The sequence below is a fragment of the Streptomyces sp. MCA2 genome, assembly GCF_023544705.1.
GTDB lineage: Bacteria > Actinomycetota > Actinomycetes > Streptomycetales > Streptomycetaceae > Streptomyces > Streptomyces decoyicus.
In genome coordinates, this window is the sequence record NZ_JAMJFM010000014.1 from 158,488 (window position 1) to 176,858 (window position 18,371).

Annotated in this window: 13 protein-coding genes and 3 pseudogenes; 6 read left to right on the forward strand and 10 right to left on the reverse strand. The window is 68.2% G+C overall.

The genetic code is table 11. The features are described from left to right. The first annotated feature begins 780 nt into the window (after window positions 1-780). Window positions 781-2,181 (forward strand): MFS transporter, encoded by a 1,401-nt coding sequence (locus M8I34_RS14590; RefSeq protein WP_374210908.1) that lies wholly within the window; start codon window positions 781-783, stop codon window positions 2,179-2,181. Window positions 2,182-2,522: 341 nt separating this feature from the next. Here the strand turns inward: M8I34_RS14590 and M8I34_RS14595 are convergent, their stop codons facing one another. From M8I34_RS14595 to M8I34_RS14605, 3 genes are all read right to left on the reverse strand, one after another. Beyond that, entirely contained in the window at window positions 2,523-2,846 is a 324-nt protein-coding gene (locus M8I34_RS14595) for a hypothetical protein (protein ID WP_250049914.1), read from the reverse strand. Window positions 2,847-3,273: 427 nt separating this feature from the next. Beyond that, window positions 3,274-4,998: a styrene monooxygenase/indole monooxygenase family protein gene (locus M8I34_RS14600; protein ID WP_250049915.1), complete on the reverse strand. Its 1,725-nt coding sequence runs from the start codon at window positions 4,996-4,998 to the stop codon at window positions 3,274-3,276. Window positions 4,999-5,074: 76 nt separating this feature from the next. After that, window positions 5,075-6,295 carry a styrene monooxygenase/indole monooxygenase family protein gene (locus tag M8I34_RS14605; protein WP_250049916.1) on the reverse strand — a complete coding sequence of 407 codons (1,221 nt, stop codon included), beginning with the start codon at window positions 6,293-6,295 and terminating at the stop codon, window positions 5,075-5,077. A gap of 525 nt (window positions 6,296-6,820) precedes the next feature. Here M8I34_RS14605 and M8I34_RS14610 point away from each other — a divergent pair. Then, on the forward strand, window positions 6,821-7,801 hold the full coding sequence (locus M8I34_RS14610; RefSeq protein ID WP_250049917.1) for an AraC family transcriptional regulator: 981 nt from the start codon (window positions 6,821-6,823) through the stop codon (window positions 7,799-7,801). Window positions 7,802-7,994: 193 nt separating this feature from the next. Here the strand turns inward: M8I34_RS14610 and M8I34_RS14615 are convergent, their stop codons facing one another. Beyond that, on the reverse strand, window positions 7,995-8,750 hold the full coding sequence (locus M8I34_RS14615) for a hypothetical protein (RefSeq protein ID WP_250049918.1): 756 nt from the start codon (window positions 8,748-8,750) through the stop codon (window positions 7,995-7,997). Window positions 8,751-9,013: 263 nt separating this feature from the next. Between M8I34_RS14615 and M8I34_RS14620 the strand changes: the two genes are divergently transcribed. Further along, window positions 9,014-10,642 carry a hypothetical protein gene (locus M8I34_RS14620; RefSeq protein ID WP_250049919.1) on the forward strand — a complete coding sequence of 543 codons (1,629 nt, stop codon included), beginning with the start codon at window positions 9,014-9,016 and terminating at the stop codon, window positions 10,640-10,642. 58 nt (window positions 10,643-10,700) lie between these two features. Here the strand turns inward: M8I34_RS14620 and M8I34_RS14625 are convergent, their stop codons facing one another. The 3 genes and pseudogenes from M8I34_RS14625 to M8I34_RS14635 form a co-directional block, all read right to left on the reverse strand. Beyond that, the gene (locus tag M8I34_RS14625) at window positions 10,701-11,552 is read right to left on the reverse strand and encodes a hypothetical protein (RefSeq protein ID WP_250049936.1); all 852 of its coding nucleotides are present in this window, start codon (window positions 11,550-11,552) and stop codon (window positions 10,701-10,703) included. A gap of 514 nt (window positions 11,553-12,066) precedes the next feature. Continuing rightward, window positions 12,067-12,288 (reverse strand): annotated as a pseudogene (locus M8I34_RS14630) (winged helix-turn-helix domain-containing protein); the annotation flags it as partial. Window positions 12,289-12,739: 451 nt separating this feature from the next. Next, window positions 12,740-13,420, reverse strand: a complete 681-nt coding sequence (locus tag M8I34_RS14635; protein WP_250049920.1) for a TetR/AcrR family transcriptional regulator — start codon at window positions 13,418-13,420, stop codon at window positions 12,740-12,742. A 154-nt stretch (window positions 13,421-13,574) separates the two neighbouring features. Between M8I34_RS14635 and M8I34_RS14640 the strand changes: the two genes are divergently transcribed. Beyond that, the gene (locus M8I34_RS14640) at window positions 13,575-14,501 is read left to right on the forward strand and encodes an NADP-dependent oxidoreductase (RefSeq protein ID WP_250049921.1); all 927 of its coding nucleotides are present in this window, start codon (window positions 13,575-13,577) and stop codon (window positions 14,499-14,501) included. A gap of 358 nt (window positions 14,502-14,859) precedes the next feature. Continuing rightward, a pseudogene (locus M8I34_RS14645) lies at window positions 14,860-15,180 on the forward strand (transposase); the annotation flags it as partial. Between the two features lie 96 nt (window positions 15,181-15,276). Here the strand turns inward: M8I34_RS14645 and M8I34_RS14650 are convergent. From M8I34_RS14650 to M8I34_RS14660, 3 genes and pseudogenes are all read right to left on the reverse strand, one after another. After that, window positions 15,277-15,609: a YciI family protein gene (locus M8I34_RS14650; protein WP_250049922.1), complete on the reverse strand. Its 333-nt coding sequence runs from the start codon at window positions 15,607-15,609 to the stop codon at window positions 15,277-15,279. Between the two features lie 83 nt (window positions 15,610-15,692). Then, window positions 15,693-16,379: pseudogene (locus tag M8I34_RS14655) on the reverse strand (virginiamycin B lyase); the annotation flags it as partial. Next, the gene (locus M8I34_RS14660; RefSeq protein WP_250049923.1) at window positions 16,340-16,996 is read right to left on the reverse strand and encodes a CatB-related O-acetyltransferase; all 657 of its coding nucleotides are present in this window, start codon (window positions 16,994-16,996) and stop codon (window positions 16,340-16,342) included. The pseudogene M8I34_RS14655 and the gene M8I34_RS14660, both read right to left, overlap by 40 nt. A 206-nt stretch (window positions 16,997-17,202) precedes the next feature. Between M8I34_RS14660 and M8I34_RS14665 the strand changes: the two genes are divergently transcribed. Beyond that, window positions 17,203-18,171 (forward strand): LysR family transcriptional regulator, encoded by a 969-nt coding sequence (locus M8I34_RS14665; protein WP_250049924.1) that lies wholly within the window; start codon window positions 17,203-17,205, stop codon window positions 18,169-18,171. The last annotated feature ends 200 nt before the right edge of the window (window positions 18,172-18,371 follow it).

Genomic DNA, 18,371 nt, shown 5'->3' on the forward strand with positions numbered 1-18,371 from the left:
GCCTGAACCACGGCTGCGGGGTTGCACTGCAAGCCGCCTCGGGCCTGGCTCTTTCGGCGGTCCCCGGGCCCGCGGGGATGGTCCCTGTACGCGGGGCGGCCGGCCGAGCTTGATGATGTTGTAGGCCAGGTCCGTCAGGCCACTGGCTTGCGGCTCCCGGAGGGCCTGCCGAAGGACGGGCTCGGTGGTTCCGGGGCGAGGCTGGAGCGCCGTGGACCTCACCCTGCGCCCGGAGAACCACGCGGTGTCGCCGAAAGGACCGACAGACCGAAGGCTCCCCGTGGGCCGAATAGCCCGACCAGCGAGCCACGATCACGTGGTCGTGGTAGGCACCCGCTATGTCGTACGAATTGTCTCTCCTGCCGGGGTAGCCCTGGCGCCAGGCCGCCGCCATGACCGCAGATCGTGCCACCACGCCCATGATCAGGTGATGATGGCTCGGTTCGCCGTCACGATCAATGATGCTTACCCGTGGTGAATGGCCCTGCTGCTGTACGACGGTAGCTCCAGGTTTTGGGGCTCTGGCAGTCAGCATGCCTGATTCCGGTGCTGGTTTTCCTCCCCTTGGCCGGGAAACCGCAGGGGCCTATCTGATCGGGTGAGTAGTTGTATTTATTCACGTAATGTCTGGTCTGTCGTGTGCACGGACACTGGGTCGTGACGCCGTCGAAAGGGGCCCCCGTGGGACCGAGTAGGCGACCACCAGGCACGGCGGCGTCAGCAGGCCGGCTGGATCCGAACCGTTGGCGGGCCTTGTGGGTCACGCTGGTGGCGGGCTTCATGATCCTGCTCGATGTGACGATCGTCGCGGTCGCGTTGCCCTCGATGCAAAGGGATCTGGGCGCCTCCCCGGCCGCAGTGCAATGGGTGGTGTCCGGGTATGCGCTGACGTTCGCGCTTGCGCTGGTGCCGGCCGGGCGTCTTGGCGATGCGATCGGCCGACGCCGGATTTTCCTCGGAGCGCTCGCGGCATTCGTCTTGTGCAGCATCGCAGCGGGGGCGGCGCCGACGATCACCCTGCTCGTCATCGCCCGCATGGCGCAAGGAATCGCCGCAGGCTGCCTTGCTCCGCAGAATTCTGCGCTGATCCAACAGATGTTCAGTGGAGCCGAGCGTGCTCGTGCCTTCGGCTTGTTCGGCGCCACCGTCGGCATTTCCAGTGCGGTCGGTCCGATCACCGGAGGCCTCATTCTCGCCCTGGCCACCGGGCCCCAGGGCTGGCGCTGGATCTTCCTTGTCAACTTTCCCGTCGGTGCTGTGGCACTTGTACTCGGCTACCGGCTGCTGCCCCGTGTCGCCCCGGGGAAGAGGGGACACCTGGATCTGTCGGGGGTTGCTCTGATCGGGTGCGGTGTCCTGGCGGTTCTGCTGCCGTTGGTCCAAGCCGACTCCGGCGGTGTGCGCCATCTGTGGTGGCTCTTCCCAGTAGGGGCACTGCTGCTGGTCGGCTTCGGGAAGTGGGAGCGCCGAGTCGCAGCCCAAGGCGGCGAACCGCTGCTGCATCCACGGTTGATTACCGGAACCCGCGGCTATGCGACCGGTGCCAGCCTGGCGACGCTCTACTTCATGGGATTCAGCGGTGTGTGGATCGTGTTCGCCCTGTTCTTCCAAAACGGCCTGGGCTATTCGCCGCTGCAGTCCGGACTGGCCGTGACACCGTTCGCGGTGGGCTCCGCGGGAGCGGCCGTCGTAGCCGGACGGCTTGTGGAGCGGATGGGCAGGCTGCTGACCGTGCTCGGCCTGGTCGGTGTCGTTGTCGGGCTCGCCGCAGCGGCGCTGCTGCTCAGGTTCGCCCCGTCATCGGTCGCCGTCTGGGCCGCTGTCCCCGCCCTCCTCGTGGGCGGTATCGGCAGTGGCTTCGTCATCTCCCCGAATGTGACGATGACGCTGCGGGATGTTCAGGTGCGGATGGCGGGCGCCGCCGGCGGTGCGTTGCAGACCGGACAGCGACTGGGCGGGGCAGTGGGGACGGCCGCGCTGCCCGGCACGTACTACCTGGTACTGGCCTCAAGCGGGGACGACTACCGGCTGGCCGTGGCAGCGTCCGTCGGCGTCGGCATTGCCGCCATCTTGTCGGCGTTGGGCATCGCGCTGATCGAGTGGCGTCACGACCGCGGCGCAACAGTGGCCCCGTGCCCGCCCGAAGTCGCCCACGGGCACTGTCATGGCGCCCAAAGCTGAGACTCGTCGGACTCCGCCCCGAATGGCGACACGCCCAAGTGCACGGACGGTACCTGGTCCTACGGCAAGCACTTCTCCTGCTCCCTCCACCACAGCGTGACGACGGGCTATCCCTCCCACACGGTCCTTGAGGTCTCTCAAGTACGGGCGTGCCGCGTCATGCACGGGCAGGGCGAATTGGGTGCGGAGGAGCCGCTCCGCACCCACAGCTTCTCGCCGGGTCGTGGGACGGGACCTACGCGAGTTCCTTCCGCATCAACGTGCACGTGGTGTTGTAGCGGCGCAACGATCCATCAGGGACTTTGCTCGTCCCACGAGTCCGGCTGACGGCCGTAGGTGGCTCACACAGGACGCAAAGCCGGTTCCTCAGCCCGCGATCCTGGCTCACTGGCCACCGCTCCGGTAGCAATCAGAGGAGCGTTGCTGAAAGCGAAGGAAGCCTGACGTGTGAGGCCACCGCGAAAGGCCGGCAGTTGCGCGCTCGCTTCCACCGAGACCACGCGGTGACCGAGCGGCTCGCCGCTGCGCAACAGTGGCTGGCCAACGATGAGGAGGCGGACACCCGGGAGACTCAACAACGCTAGCCAGTACGGGTAGTCAAGGCCGCCCGTCAGGTCGAGGGGCTCAGACTCGATGGGGCTGGCGCTCATCACGGTGGCGGCCATGACAGCGGCGGCACGCCTGGCCGCCGTACCGCCCGGGACGGTGTGGTCCTCGGCCTCCTCCTGACGTACCAGATCTTCCTCGGTGAGGAGGCGCTGCTGCCAGACGCTGCTCGCCGCGGCAGCGATATGCAGGGGGGCTGATCCGCAGCCGCGCGAGGTTGCGCACCACTGAGCCCGGTTATCCGCTTGCCGGGCGCTCGAACGGTCTCGATCGAGCTCACCTTGCTCGTGACGAGCTTACCTGGCCGGGACATAGGCGGTCTGGGGCGTGGCACAGCGTCACGATCGATGCTCCGGGCGCGGACGCCGTCGCGCTCGGGGCGCCAGTGCGCTGCGGTGGTGGTTCAGGGGAAGCCCGGTGTCATAGGACAGCCTCGGGAAGTCTCTCTCCACCGCGCAGAAGAACGGAACGGATCCGCATGCGCGTTCACAGATCTGGATGCTTCGTCGCCACGTGGTAGTACCCCGAGTGGAACACCAGAGGGGTACCGCCATCGGCCTCGTACTGTTCCACCTCACCGAGGAAGATGACGTGGTCGCCGGCGTCCAGGCGTTGGACGGTGCGGCATTGGAAGCGGGCGACCGCGCCGTCCAGGAGAGGGGTGCCGGCGATGCCGGGGGTGGTGGGGGTACCGCGGAATTTGTCGTCGGCCGGGGTGGCGAACTGGCGGGAGAGGTGGTGCTGGTCGGCGGCCAGTATGTGGACGGCGAAGTGCGAGGCGTCGGTGAAGTCCGGGAGGCTCGGGCTGTTTTTGCCGGGGCACCACAGGACGAGGGGCGGGTTCAACGAGACGGAGGTGAAGGAGTTCGCGGTCATTCCGACGTTGCGGCCGTCGGGGGCGCGGGCCGTCACCACGGTCACGCCGGTGGCGTACTGGCCCAGCGCACGGCGCAGTTCGCGGCCGTCGAAGCGGGCGGCGTGCTGGGCGCGCTTCTCGGCGAGGAAGCGGTGCGCCTCGGCCTCCTCGAACCACCAGCGGTAGAGGGTGCGCGGGTCGTCGAATCCGGCGGCGAGGGCGTCGGCGACAGCGGGGAGCTCGGCTGCCGCTGCCAGGAGGTCGTGGTGGTGGGGACTCAGGTCGGTCAGGAGAGAGTTGGTCCAGCCGACGGCCCATTGAGCCCAGCCGAGCCAGAAGCTGTCGAAGGTGCGCTGCATCCACTGCGGGGTGAATTCGGCGGTGCCGTGGCGGAGGATGCTGTCGAGGTAGTGGGCCGCGGCCTGGGCCGCGTTGTTCGAGCCCTGGCCGGTGATCGGATCGTTGAGGACGACGGCGTCGGCCATGCCGAGGACGTGCCGGCCGGAGGCCAGGCGGGCGACGGGGTGCCGGACGGTCGGCGTGATCCGTCCGCGCAACACGCCGCCGTTGTCGGTGAGCAGGGCGTGCCGGCAGCGTTCGTATTCGTCGGGGAAGAACCGGTGGAGGACTTCCAGTGAGCGGGTGAGGTGGCCTTCAGGCGTGCGGATGTCGTCCCAGCAGTCCATCGGGCCGCCGGGGACGCCTTCGAAGACCATGATGTCGCAGGGTCCGGTGGCGGTCAGGGCCGGGAAGGAGAAGTATTCGCCGACGCCGGGGACCAGGCGGTAGTGGACGGCGCCCTCCCCCTCCCGCGGTGCCGCTCCCGTGACGTACGTCAGGGCCAGCGCACGGCGCGGCCCGTCGTACGGGGAGAGTTCGGAGTTGCGCGGGAAGAGTTGGCTCAGCTCGCCCTTGCCCGTGGAGACCACGACGAGATCGTGCGTACGGGCGTACCATTCGAGGTCGTTGACGCCCGCCTCGTGCAGCACGATCTCACCGCCGTCGCCCTCCGCGAACTGCTCGACCCAGGCAGCACACTTGACCCGTTGATCGACGGAGTGGGCAGGGCCCTCCAGCGGCGCGCGCCAGGAGACGTTCGGAGTGCCGTGCGGACCGATGAGAGAGAACGCGATGCCGGAGATGTCCGGGGCCTGATCCTCCCAGTGATGCAGTCCGAGTTCGCGCTCGCTTTGCAGCGCGGTGTCGAACATGCACTGGCTGGACATGACCGGGCCGCGACGTATCTCGTCGGGGTCGCGGTCGGTGACCAAGGTGACGTCATAACCGTGTGCCTGGAGTCCCAGTGCGAGTTGGGCACCCGCCTGCCCGGCTCCCACCACCGCGATCCTTCTCATGTCCCGCTGTCCCGATCTCGTTACGTGGTATCGCTGACGTAGCGCCAATTGGCGTTGTCTAGGTCCTGACGGGCACTCAGGCGCTCGTCTCCGTCAGGTAGTTCTTCGCGGCGACCGGGTCCAGGAACCAGTGGTGCAAGTCGCGTGGGTCGTCAAAGCCGTTGACGAAGCGGGCGGCGATACGGGGGTTGGCGCTTGCCGCGCCGAAGATCTCCAGGACGTGCTGCGGCGGGGCGCCGAGCATCGCGTTGGTCCAGGTTGTGGCGGACTGTGCGTTGTCCCAGAAGCGGCCGAAGGCCAGCTCCATGAACGCGGCGTCGTACGGGTGCTCGCCGTGGTCCAGGATGGTGGCGAGGTAAGAGGCCGCGCACTTCGAAGCGTTGTTGGACCCCTGACCGGTGATCGGGTCGTTGAGGACGACGACGTCGGCGAGGCCGAGCACCTGAGCGCCGGAGGGCAGTGTGGCGACGGGCTTGCGGACGGTCGGCGCGAAGCGGCCCGCGAGGGTGCCGTTCTGGTCGGTGAGCGTGACATCGGTGCAGCGCTCGGCCTCCCACGGAACGTACGTCCGCAGCAGTTCCTGGAACTTCGCCAGCTGCTGGTGGGGGGTGAGCCGGTCGAAGCAGTCGAGCGGGCCGCCCGGGATGCCCTCGAAGAACATGATGTCGCAGGGGCCGCTGGTGGTGAGGCTGGGCATGGTGAAGTACTCACCCACACCGGGGATGACGTTGAAGCTGACGCCGGGGCGGTCGGGCAGCCCTGCCATGGCGGTGACGTACGCCAGAGCCAGGGCGCGCTGCGGAGCGTCGTACGGGGAACGCATGGCGTCCCGCTCGAACAGCCCGGCGATCTCGCCCTTGCCGGCCGCGACGATTACCAGGTCGGACTCGGCGGCGTAGCGCTCCAGGTCCTCGATGCCGGCCTCGCAGAGCTCCAGACGGCCGCCGCGGCGCGCGAACTCGCCCATCCAGAGTGGCATTTTGACGCGCTGGTCGATGGAGCGGGCGGTGGCCTCAAGGCGGGCGTCGAAGGAGAGCGCCCGGCCGCCCTGGCCGTCGGCGATGTTCACGCCGAGCCCGGCGATCGGCGGGCAGGCGTCGCCCCAGAAATCGAGGCCGAGGTTGCGCTCGTGGGCCAGCGCGGTGCCGAACATGGCCTGGCTGGACATGACCCGGCCCTCGCGGATCTGGTCTCCGGTGCGGTTGGACACGAGGGTGACGTCGAAGCCGTGGCTGAGCAGGCCGATACCGAGCTGGAGGCCCGCCTGGCCGGCTCCGACGATGGTGATCTTGCGCATGAGGGGGATCTCCGGGGGTTGGAGTGTGCGGTTTCTTGAGCGGTGCCGTGCAGTGCCGTGCCCTGTGCAGCGCTTCGGCACGTGGCGGCGTCAACGAGTGGGCGGCGGTTGTGTGGAATGCGGCTGCCCGCCGGAGGGGGCTGGCGGGCAGCCGCGGGAGGCCGGGTCACCCGTAGGGCCGGGGGATGGGCCCCGGGTAACCCGGCCGGCTAAAGGGGCCCGGCCGAATCGGCGGGCCGGGGCAGCAGAGGCAAGGGTGCCGCGACACGTAGGGGTACGGTCTTGGCGGCCCGCGCCGCGCCGGTCGCGCGTAATACGCGCAGCGCGCAGGCGACGGGCTGTCCGCTGGGCGTGACTCCGCCTCTGACGAGCGCAGTCCGGCCCGCACTCCCTGCATTGTTGATTCCCAGGATTCTCTCGGGGCCGCGGCGGTCAGGGATCAATCTTGGTATGGCAAGATCACCTGCGCTATCCGGATCACGCGGGTTGCTGTCCCGATCGCGCATCTCGGCGGTGGAGGTTCCTATGCCCGCTGAAGAGTCCCCTCTCGCAAATCACCAGCGGTTCCATACAACGGACATTTGGGAGGCGCGGGCCGAGGTCGGCCGCGCTTTCTGTCCGCATGACCTGCGCATCATGCGTCGCTCGGCGACGCTCGACGCCCGGCTGCACGGCGCACCCTTCGATCGGACAGGTCTCTATTACCTCGATTACGGAACGGAAGTCCGCATCACACCGGGCGATCTGGAGAGCTTTTTCCTGGTCCAGATCCCGCTCGCCGGTTACGCCGAAATCACCTGCGGCCGCGAGGAGATCATTTCCTCCCCGGAACTCGCTTCTGTCCCCTCTCCGACCGGAAAGTTGGACATGCGCTGGGGTGACGGCAATCCGCAGCTGATCGTGTGGTTCGACCGATCGTCGCTGGAATCGCACCTGGGCAGCTTGCTCGGCCGCACCGTGCGCCGCCCGCTCCTCTTCTCGCTCGGCATGAACCTCACCACACCGGGCTCCCGATCCTGGCTCAACATCGTCGACCTCATGCGCCGGGAGGCGGAGGGACCTGGTGGCATGACAAGCCGGCCCGTCGTGACAAAACAGCTTGAATCACTCCTCATGACCCAGCTGCTGATGGCTCAGCCCAACAACTACACATCGGCGCTGCTCGGTGAGCAGCCGCGCGTCGCACCGCCCGCGGTCCGCCGCGCCATGGAGGTCATCGAGGGACACGCGGCTGAGCCGCTCACGGTCGCGGAGATCGCGGAATGCGTCGGCGTCGGCGTACGGGCCCTTCAGGAAGGCTTCCGCCGGCACCTCGACACGACACCGCTCGCGTACCTGCGCGAGGTCCGCCTGGACCGCGTACGCAAGGAACTCCTGGCCTCCGACCCGGGTGCCGCGACCGTCACCGCCGTCGCCTCCCGCTGGGGCTTCCTGCACCCGGGCCGTTTCTCACTCGCGTACCGCCAACAGTTCGGGGAGTCGCCTTCGGAGACATTGCGGTCATAGGGAGAAATCGGTCGTTCGACCGCCCTGTCGATCAGCGGGCGGCAGGCAGAACGATGCAGGCCGTGGATGATCACCATGCGCATCGGCTTTGGCCCCGCTGCCAAGCGGCGGCGTCGTAGCAGGCACCATGAATCCGGGAACCGGGCGTACGCTGCCTCCCCTTCGTGCCGGTGCGCACTCGCCGACCTGGGGGTCATGGCGTCAAGTCGAGAAATTCCCAGTGCGCCCGGGGTTGCGCGCCGCTGAGCCATTTCCCGCAGTTCTGAAGGACCGTGGGGCTTGAGGTGATGTGCTGGGTACCTGTGCCGAGATCACGCAGAAACCGGTCGACCGGCCCGCGCCGGATCGCCGCTGTCCCCGCCCATCGGTGCACCGTCTGACCCACGTCCTGCACGGTCCACGTCGCGTGGTTGAGCGCCAGCCTGAGCAGAGTGTCCTGCTCGGTACTCGTCAACTCACCTGCATCCAGGGTGTCTTCAATATCTCGCCATACCTCCATCGCCCACGCCCGTGCCGAACGAAGTTTGGCTTCGGCGGTTGCGTACGCCGCGTGGAACTGCGCGGTGTCGACGGCGGCGTTACGTGTGCCGGATTTGGCCGCGGCGACCAACTTCAGTTCATCGAGCAGGCGCCGCCCGACACCGAGCGCCCACCCGGTGTGCCCGACTGCGGACGTGTTGACCAACCCGAGGCGGTAGATCGCGCCGCCGTTGGCCGGGTTCGTCGTCGTGGCGAGATACGTGTGCGTTGCCGGGACAAACACATCGGCGCAGTGGTAATCAATACTGTGCGTCGCACGCAGCCCGAGCACATCCCAGTTGTCGACGAGCTCCACCTGCGACTTCGGCAGCGCCAGCACCCGCAGCTCCCCGGTGCCCGCTACCTGGATCGCACTGTGGATATGGGTGGCGTGCGCCATACCGGAGGCGAACTGCCAACTGCCGCTCACCAGATAGCCACCCTCCACCGGGACGGCCCGGCCGGGCCGGAGTCAGCGGAGTTGGGATCAGCCTTCTGGCAACGTGCCGCACGGAGGAGAACGGCTGGAGCGGTTGCAGGCGCAGTTGCAGGGGCGGCCGGTGGGCCGGCGGACGCCGAGGGCGGCGCCCGCGCCGGAGACCGGGCTGCTGTACGGGGTGATGCTGCGCGGCGCGGCGCGGCTCGGCTCGGCTGGATGCGGGGCTGGAGCTGACCGGCCTCGAAGAAGAGAGGGTGTCGTTCCTGCGGCGGCTGCTGCTGCTCTCGGAGGAGGAGGTCTGCGAGTTCGGGCGGGCCTTCCGCAAGGAGGGCGCGGCATCGCCGATGTTCCCTTCCACTCTTACCTCACGGGACCTCGCCGACGGATACGCGTTCGAGGATCTGGTCGCGGACCTGCCAGGGATGCGCGGGCAGGTCATGGCCCAGCCGACCATGAGCCTGCTCGACCTGGACCGGCTGCCCGAGGACGGGTCCCTGGACAGTCCGGAGTTCGTGAAGGCGCTGGGCGACTACGGACACGGGTTCACGATGGTGACCGCCTCCGACCACCGCCCGGACGCCGCCAGGGCGAGCGCGCCGGAGCGCGTGGATGTGGAGCTCAAGTACTTCAAGTGCTACCGGGAATCGGGCGAGTGGGGCCGCGACGAGATCTACTGGGCCCTGTCCGCGGCGTCCGACACCGGGGTCAAGCAGACCTCGGTCACCCGCGAGTACGGCGGCATCAGCAGCGGCGACTACCGGGACTTCGACGCCGGGACCATGCTGTTCACGGGCGAGGTGCAGGAGTTCCTCACCTCGCGGATCATCATGTGGGAGGCCGACCACAGCCCCGGGGAGTGCCACGCGGAGATGCGCCGCACCCTCGGAAGGATCTCGGACCTGCTGTTCGAGATGGCCGAAAGGCTCCGGCAGTACGGCGGGCACTACCCCGTCCCGGAATACCACGACATGATCGACTTCATCGAGATCGCCGGGATGATCGCATTGGCCATCGCCGCGTTGATCGAACTGTTCACCAACTACGACGACCTGGTCCTTGAGCGCACCTTCGTCTTCGACCGCGCCGCACTGGTGAGCTGGATCGACCGCGGCGAGGTCTGGGGCTGGGACTTCGACGGCGGCAGCGGCGGGCACTCCGTCCTCGTCGCGGCAGCTCGCGGCCCCCTCGGCTCCCACCCGCGGATGACCACGGCGATCTCCGTGCTCACCACCAACTGGGGCCCGGACACGGCCCTGCCCGCCACCTGGACAATCAGCGGTGCACCGGCCCTCGCAGCCAGGCCCGACACGCTCCTGTGCGTGAGCCGCGGGCACGACGCGCCCCTGCTCACGCGGGGACGCCTGTACTGGAGCACCTACAACGGGAGCTCCTGGAGCCCGGTCCGGCAGGTCCCCAACGCGCAGAACGTCCGGTCGTCGGCCGCCCTGGCCACCTACGGCCAGATGACATACTGCGTCTACACGACCACGGACAACAAGCTGCACGCGACCGTCTTCGACGGGACATCGTGGACGCACCTGGGAACCCACAGCGTCACCGCATACGACACCCCGGCCCTGGCCTTCCACGGCACCTCCCTGATCTGCGTCATCAGAGGCTCGGGCGGCCGACTGCTCTGGGCCAATGTGCGCGACGGCAACCACTTGTCCTTCACCTCCTGGCCTTTCCAGCCGATGCCCGGCCCCGACGGCTACAGCCGGCCGGCACTCACACGCGGCCAGGACGGCGCGGCGTACGCCACAACCACAACATCGAACCCCAGAGAACCCGCTCTGCTCGACGTGCCATGCCAAGGTCGACGCATCCCGAAAGAAAGCCACACAAAACCCTTAGCAGCTCCTGCTCTCAACCAACGTGCCTGATCGTCGGCTCGCTCAAGGGGCTGGCAGCCTCAGAGGACGTCACGGAGGGGGAATGCGATCAACGGCTCGAATCGTCTTCAGGGCCGGTGTCGTTGCTGGCGGCATCTGGGGCCACACCCGCCGAGGCGGTCCCACCAGGTCTCACGTCCTGCCTCGAGGCGTTGTCAGGACCAGAGCCCTGACCTTTCGCTTCACTTCCCACACTGCGACCCCGCTGGACACCGCGGCGCAGATTGCTCAGCCTGCCCCGTACGTCGTCAGGGGCGCGGGAGACCTCGCCCTGTCGCCACCGCTCGTCGTTCACGGAGTACCTGTCGCGGCCGCTCGAGGCGCGCCGGGGCAGTCCGGCAGCGGTCCGCCCCTCGGTGAGCAGTCTGTTGTCCGTGAGAACCGGATGGGCGATGAGCCTTTCAGCCCACTGCCGTGTGCCTTGGGCCTCTGTGCCGGACAGTTCGACGCGGACGGCCGGGGCCTGCGCGGCCTCTACGTCGAGGTGAGCGCGGAAGGTGATCTTACTGCCGGGCGCGGAGTACAGGCAGGTGCGGACGCTGTCGTGCGACTCATCGGTCATGACCTGTCTGCTGCCCACATACAGCTCCACCTTCACGTCATCGAGTGGCACGCCGGTGATCTGCGCAACCTCAATTACCAGTCGCCCTCCGCCGCGGGGGAGCAACATCGTCGTAGTGTGGGTGACTTCAAAGCGGGGCCTCATATGCTCCAGCACGATTTGGTCGCGCATCACGTTGACCTGTTCCTCGGCCGCCTTGACTTGGTCGCGCATCACGTTGGCCTGTTCCTCGGCCGCCATGACAGCGCGTTTGGCACTATGCGCCTGCCACCAGCCCACCCCCGCCGCAACAGCGGCAACAAGCGCGCTGACAGCAGAAATCAAGTCGCCCGCATCCAACGGCCCGCCCCTGTCTCGCGTCCACCCGGCTTCCCCCCACAGACGATGAGGAGCATCAGGTTCTCAGCAGAGACGGGAGTCCGGGGCCATTACGGGCGAGCCGGTTCGCTCGGATCGGTGATGGCACCACACCTGTTGCACTGATTACGCTCAACCACATCACCGCTGAGCTGCACCAACCCGGTTCGCGGCACCTCTCAACCCCAGAGAACCCGCTCTGCGTCGCGTGCCTGACGGAAGTCCGGCAGAAACAGAAGCCGGCATCAGCCGCCTGAACTGTCCTAGCCGCCGGGGCGCGGCTCGGCGGTGATTGCTGCTGAGAGCTCCGATGGCCGGTCAGGGCGAACGTCGCGGACCGTCGCCTCTTCAGTCGGGTTGGACTGTAATCGTCATTTCACGTGCTGCGATCGCAGCTTCACTGAGGGCGTTGCGTTCCTTCCCATTCCTTGGAGCCCTCATGAAGCGTTACGCCTTATTGGTCGGCTCCGTAAATCCTTCGGGGGTTGACGCGAGGTCAGGCGGAGACGGCTTGGAGAAGGGCTTCGGCTGCGGTGGTGCGGGCGTAGAGGACGGAGCGGCCGGCGCGGTGGGCGCTGACCAGGCCCGCGTTGCGTAGCGCGGTGAGGTGTTGGGATACCCCGGCGGGGGAGAGTCCGGTGCGGTGGGCCAGCTGTGTAGTGGAGGCCGGCATCTCCAACTCGGTCAGCAGCAGGGGCCGCGAGCGGCCCAGTTCGGCGGAGAGGGTGTCGGTCCGGGTTACGGGGTGCGGCTCATACCGACATCGACCGGCACCACAGAGGTCATCAGGTCGTCCCCTGTGGTGATCGTCCGACTGGGCTCGGTCGCAGCAGGTGCTGTGATCGAAGGTCCGCCACGTACTTGGTGATCAGGTGCTGCGACAGATGGGGGATGTCGTTTTCCTTGTTGAGGGCGGCGGCTCGTACTCCCGCGCGGAATTGGTCCGCCGGCAGGGCAGAGCCGGACAGGGGCTTCTCCGGCCTTGCGAAGGCGTGCAGCAGGGGGAGCAGCGAGTGTTGCCGCTGGCGGTCGGGCAGGCCGCGCAGGGCGGTCTCGAAGCGGTCGAGCCACGCGTCGTAGTCGTGGATGCGCGATCCATGGGGCCCTCAGGGCCGCACACCGCCTGCCGACCAGCCACCGGATCACCGAACTTGTCTTCGGCAATCCGGTCATCCCGTTCGACGCGGTGCCCTGTACAGGTCGTCGAGACGCAGTGGCGCGGGTTCGGGCAGCGGTGTGTCGTCCGTCGGCCGACAGGACTGGAGGAAGTAGGCGAGCAGGCGGCGGGACGCGGCCATGGAGGCCGCCGGGGAGTCTCGCAGGACGCCGTTGTTGGCCAGGAGCAGCAGCGTGACGTCGCTGCTCTCGAAGTCATTGCGCAGCTGTCCGGTTTCCTTCGCCCGCTGTACCAGCCGGGCGAGGCCCGACTCGGCGCGGGTGCGTTCACGTCGGACGTCGGGAGCGTCGGGGAACTCGGCGAGGAAGGCGGCACTGAAGCCGCGGTCCTCGGCCTGCATCCGGCAGACCTTGGTGAGGGCGGTGCGAAGTCCGCGCCAGGGATCGTCGTCCTTGAGGGCCTCGTCGACGGTCGCAATGCACTGGCCGAGTTGTTCGGAGAACGCGGCCGCGATCAGCGAGTCGCGGGTCGGGAAGTGCCGGTAGAGGGTGGCGGCACCCACACCGGCTCGGCGGGCGATTGCGCTGGAGGGCACGTCGGTGCCGTCGAGGGCGTACGCGTCGCGAGCGGCCTGGAGGAGCCGAGCGCGGTTGTTCCGGGCGTCGGCTCGCTGCCCCGGGGCGGGGGTGCCGGCGGGGGAGGTGGATGGGTTCCGAGACAGTCGGTCAGGCATGTCTCCCACTTAAGCACAAACGGAAGAGGTCGACCGTTTAGCGGGTTAGCGTGACGTGATGCCGCGGGTTCCCGCGGTCGGCTCCCGGCCGCGGAGGTGAGCGGCCGTGAGTTCTCCTGTCGAACGACGTGCCGTGTGTGTATGGAGGCTGTCCGTGTTTGCTGTGCAGTACCACCGCTATGGCGGTTCCGAGGTTCTTGCCGTCGAAGAGGTCGAGGAGCCACACGCCGGGCCCGGTCGGGTCCGCATCGCCGTGCGTGCCACCGGCGTCACCCCTGCCGACTGGTACCTGCGTTCAGGGATGTTGCAGGACTTCGTCTCCCTGGACTTGCCCCATGTACCAGGCATGGATGCCGCGGGCATCGTCGACGAGGTGGGGGAGGGGGTGACCGGCACCGCCGTGGGAGATGCGGTCTTCGGTCTCGTTCCCGTCGTGGACCAGGGCGGCGCCGCGGCCGAGTACGCCGTGCTGGAGGCGTGGGCGCCCAAGCCTCGGTCGTGGTCCTTCGGGGAAGCGGGTGGCGCCGCGGGCAATATCGACACGGCCACGCGTGTACTGGAAGCCTTGGACGCCGTCGAGGGCATGACCTTGTTGATCGAGGGCGCCGCCGGCGGTGTCGGTACCATCACCGCGCAACTCGCCCGGGCCCGCGGCCTCACCGTGATCGGCACCGCCAGCGAGAGCAATCACGGTTTCCTCAAGGCGCTCGGCGTCGTACCGGTCACCTACGGGCCGGGGCTGGCCGATCGCCTTGCCGCACTGGCTCCGCACGGTGTCGACGTGGTTCTGGACGCGGCCGGCAAGGGCTCCCTTGCCGAACTGGTGGCCATCGTCGGCGACCCGCACCGCGTGGTGACCATCGCGGACTTCGACGCCGCTCGGCACGGAGTGCGGTTCTCCCGCTCCGAGGCAGGGGAGTCACCGGGCTGGGCAGGACTGCCGTTGGCGGCGGACCTGGCCGATCAGGGCCGCCTCACCGTCCCCCTGCACGCCGCGTTCCCGCTGAAGGAGACCGCCGCGGCCCATGACGCCAGCGCCGCCGGCCACGCACGCGGAAAGATCATCATCACCGTGCCCTGAGTGATCGTCTTTGAACTGCCCCGTCCATCTACGCTGTTGGGGTGGGCGGCGGCAGGGTCGCGCGACTGCGGGTACGTGGCCGGATCGGTTGTGTCCGGCCTGCGGCGCTGTGCTGCCGCCGGGCTCGAAGCCGGAGCGGGTGTACTGACCGGCGGCGCTGCAAGCAAGCCGAGCACCGCCGCCGGTCAGCCCTCTCCGACCGCTGACCGGCAACATCAACTGAGACAACCCCGCGGAAACGTTGCTGAGCGGCAACATCAACTGAGACCCGTGCTCTCAACGCCGCCCGCTAGCTGCGCTCCGCGCTACATCTCCGTTCGCCGTAGCTATACGAGAACAGGGCCTGCTCAACCCGATTCCCCGCGTCAGGGGTCGAACCGGCCGTCCCCGCCACCGGCCACGCGAGCTGTTCGCCGATCGGGGCTACGACTTCGACAAGTACCGCCGCTTGCTGCGGGAGCGCGGGATCAAGCCCGTCATTGCCCGCCGTGGTACGCCGCACGGGTCCGGTCTCGGTGCTGTCCGCTGGGTGGTGGAGCGCACAAATGCCTGGATCCACGGCTTCCGCCGTCCGAGGGTCCGCTGGGAGCGACGTGACGACATCCATGAAGCCCTCCTAAAGGTTGCCTGCTGCGTGATCACCTACCGACGTGTCAGAGCGATCGACCGGCTTTCCTGAACTTGGCGGGCGTGCGGTACGGCGTCAACGGTGCCGACGGCAGCTCCGAGGCGCGGCGCTCCGGTTCGAACCGCGCCGGTACGAGGGTGGTTGGGCTCAGGCGGATTCGAGGATCGGGCGGATCTCGATCGTCTCCGGGGTGGGCAGGGCCTTGGCCAGTTCGACGGCCTCCGCACGGTCGGCCACCTCGAGCACGAACCAGCCGCCGAGGGTCTCCTCGCCGGTGTGTGCGGGCCCGTCGGTCACTGATGACGCTCCGTCGGTCGTCTTGCGCACGGTCGCCGGGGTGTGGTGCTCGGTTTCCAGGGCGTCGCCGCCGACCAGCTTTCCGGCCGCCGCAAGCGTGCCGATCCAGGTCTGGTACTCCGCGCGATAGGTGTCCCGGTCGGCCTGGATCCGGCGGCGTGACTCATCTGTCTCAAAGATCACGAGTGCGTATTTCACGGATGTTCCTCTCCGGCCGCCGTGCGGGCGGCCGTTGTTGATGTTGGCGGGTGTGAGGGTGCCGTTGGTCAGGTGGCGTTGTCCACAGGGGTGATGCGGGCCAGCGCACCGATCTCCAGAGCTGTCCACAAGGCGCCGTCGGGGCCGAGGGTGATGCCGTGCGGCTCGGAGCCGGGGGTGGGCAGGTCGTGCACGGTGATGGTGCCGTCGGGAGTGATCGAGCCGACGCGGTTGCCGCCCCATTCGGTGAACCACGCGGTGCCGTTGTCGGCGACGGTGATGGCGTGGGGCCGGGCTGCGCGGTCGGGCAGTGGAAACTCGATGACCTGCCCGTCGTGGGTGATCCGCCCGATCTGACCGGCGGCGATCTCGACGAACCACAGGGCCCCGTCGCGTCCCGTGGTGATGCCTGTCGGCGCGGCGTCCTTGGTCGGCAGTGAGTGGAGGGTCACTGCGCCGTCCATGCCGATCCGCCCGATAGCGTTCGCCTGGTTGAGCGTGAACCACAGCGCGCCGTCGGTGCCGGCGGTGATCGCGGAGGGGAACGCGCCCGTGACGGGGAGCGGGAATTCGGTGACCCGGCCGTCGAGGGTGATGCGACCGATGCGGTCGGCGGTGGTCTCGGTGAACCACAGGGCACCGTCCGGCCCGGTGGTGATGGCGTACGGTCCGGCTTCGCTGTCAGTCACAGTGTGCTCGTCGATGGACACCTGGGTCACAGAGGTTTCTCCAGATCGTGCTCGGCGGCGATGCGTGCGATGTCCGCGGGAGTTCCGGCCATGATGGTGCGGGCGTGTTCGGTGACCAGGTCGACAGGCCAGTCCCACCATGCTGCGCGGAGCAGTCGCTCGATGTCGTCGTCGGTGAACCGCTGCCGAATCGGCCTGGCCGGGTTGCCGCCGACGATGGTGTAGGGAGGGACGTCGGCGGTGACCAAGGCGCCGGCCGCGATGATGGCGCCGTCACCGATGCGCACACCCGGCATGACGGTTGCCTGGTGGCCGAACCAGACGTCATTGCCGATGACGGTGTCCCCGCGGCTGGGCATCGCCGTGACGATGTCCAGGGTTTCCTCGGCCCAGCGGCCGCCGAACATGGTGAACGGGAAGGTGGACACACCCGCCGTCGGATGCTCCGCGCCGGCCATCAGGAAGCGGGTTCCCGTGGCGATCGCGCCGTACCTGCCGATGATCAGGCGTTCCGGCCCGTAGGCGTAAAGCACGTTGCGGTGCTCGAACTCCGTCGCGCCGCCGGGATCGTCGTAGTAGGTGTACTCGCCGACGACAATCTTCGGTGAGGCGACCAGCGGTTTGAGGAACACCACCCGGTCGTGCGCGGGCAGCGGGTGAACGGTGGTCGGATCAGGTGCCAAGGTGAGGATCCTTTGTGCGGTGCGGTGCGGTCCGCGGCGGCGGACGATACGGAAAGGAGAAGGGGCGGGCAGGCAGGGCTGACGCTGTTCCCAGCCGGGTGCCGGTGGGTCAGTGGGACAGGGCCGAGTCTCGTTTAGGCTGTTCGGCCGGAACAACGCCGGTTTCCGCAAGGTAGCCATAAGCGGGAGTGATAAATGGGGGAGCCGTGGAACTGCGGGACATCGAGATCTTCCTGACGCTGGCCGAGGAACTGCACTTCGGCAGGACCGCGGAGCGGCTGCATCTCTCCCAGGCACGCGTCAGCCAGTCCATCAGCCGGCAGGAACGCCGCCTGGGCGGCGCCTTGTTCGACCGCAGCACCCGCACCGTGACACTGACGCCCCTGGGGCAGAGGCTGCGCGACGATCTCCACCCCGGCTACGGGTTGATCCGCAAAGCCCTGACCCGTGCGGCGGAGACTGCCCGCGGTTGCTCCGGGACCGTGCGGCTGGGGGCGATGGGCGCACTCCCCTCCGAATTGGCCTGGCTGGTCGAGGAGTTCTGCGCCCGCCACCCCCAGTGCGGTGTGGAGTTCGTGGAGTACCACTTCAGCGATCCGCTCGCCCGGATACGGGCCGGCGAGGTAGCGGCGCAACTGATGTGGCTCCCGGTGCCTGAACCCGGACTCCGGCTCGGGCCCGTAGTGCTGACGGAGGGCCGGGTCCTGGCTGTGGCCACCGGCTCCGATTTGGCGTCACGGGCTCGCGTGTCGCTTGAGGATCTGGCCGGTCGGACAGTTCCGGACCCCGGCACGCGTACTCCCGATGAGTGGTACCGGGCGATGTGCCCGGAGCGGACGCCGGGCGGGCGCCTGGTCCACCGTGGCCCGCAGGCGAGGACCTTCCACGAGGTCCTGGCCCTGGTCGCCAGCGGGCGCGTGGTCTGCCCGCTCAACGGCCATGTCCCCCGCTATTACACCTACCCCGGAGTGGTGCTGGTCCCGATCGATGACGCGCCACTCACCGAATGGGCGCTCGTCCTGCCCGAGTCCGCCCCCGCGCCGCATGTACGGGCGTTCATAGAGACCGCCCGCGAACTCGGGGCGCGCGAGATCGACAGGGATGGAGCCCGTGAAGAGCGGCCAGGACGAGCCACAGCTGGTCATGGTCCACGCTCCTCAGCGCCTGACAACTGAGCCCGACAGGAAGAAGCCGGCCCAACCGCATTGTGTTAGTGGTTCTTAGTGAAAGTGGTTCAGAACCGGGCTGTGTGCGTGCACCGATGCAGGTCACGAAGTTTGCTCCCCGCACCCGCGAGGATGGTCCCGACCTCTCTTGCGCATCGAGCAGCACCTCGACTTGCTCCCCGCACCCGCGGACGGGTCGGGGCTGATAG

Excerpts from the sequence above, each read along its gene's own strand:
- M8I34_RS14590 (WP_374210908.1), top strand. The coding sequence starts at position 781 with ATGATCCTGCTCGATGTGACGATCGTCGCGGTCGCGTTGCCCTCGATG.
- M8I34_RS14595 (WP_250049914.1), bottom strand. The coding sequence starts at position 2,846 with ATGGCCGCCACCGTGATGAGCGCCAGCCCCATCGAGTCTGAGCCCCTC.
- M8I34_RS14600 (WP_250049915.1), bottom strand. The coding sequence starts at position 4,998 with ATGAGAAGGATCGCGGTGGTGGGAGCCGGGCAGGCGGGTGCCCAACTC.
- M8I34_RS14605 (WP_250049916.1), bottom strand. The coding sequence starts at position 6,295 with ATGCGCAAGATCACCATCGTCGGAGCCGGCCAGGCGGGCCTCCAGCTC.
- M8I34_RS14610 (WP_250049917.1), top strand. The coding sequence starts at position 6,821 with ATGCCCGCTGAAGAGTCCCCTCTCGCAAATCACCAGCGGTTCCATACA.
- M8I34_RS14635 (WP_250049920.1), bottom strand. The coding sequence starts at position 13,420 with ATGCCTGACCGACTGTCTCGGAACCCATCCACCTCCCCCGCCGGCACC.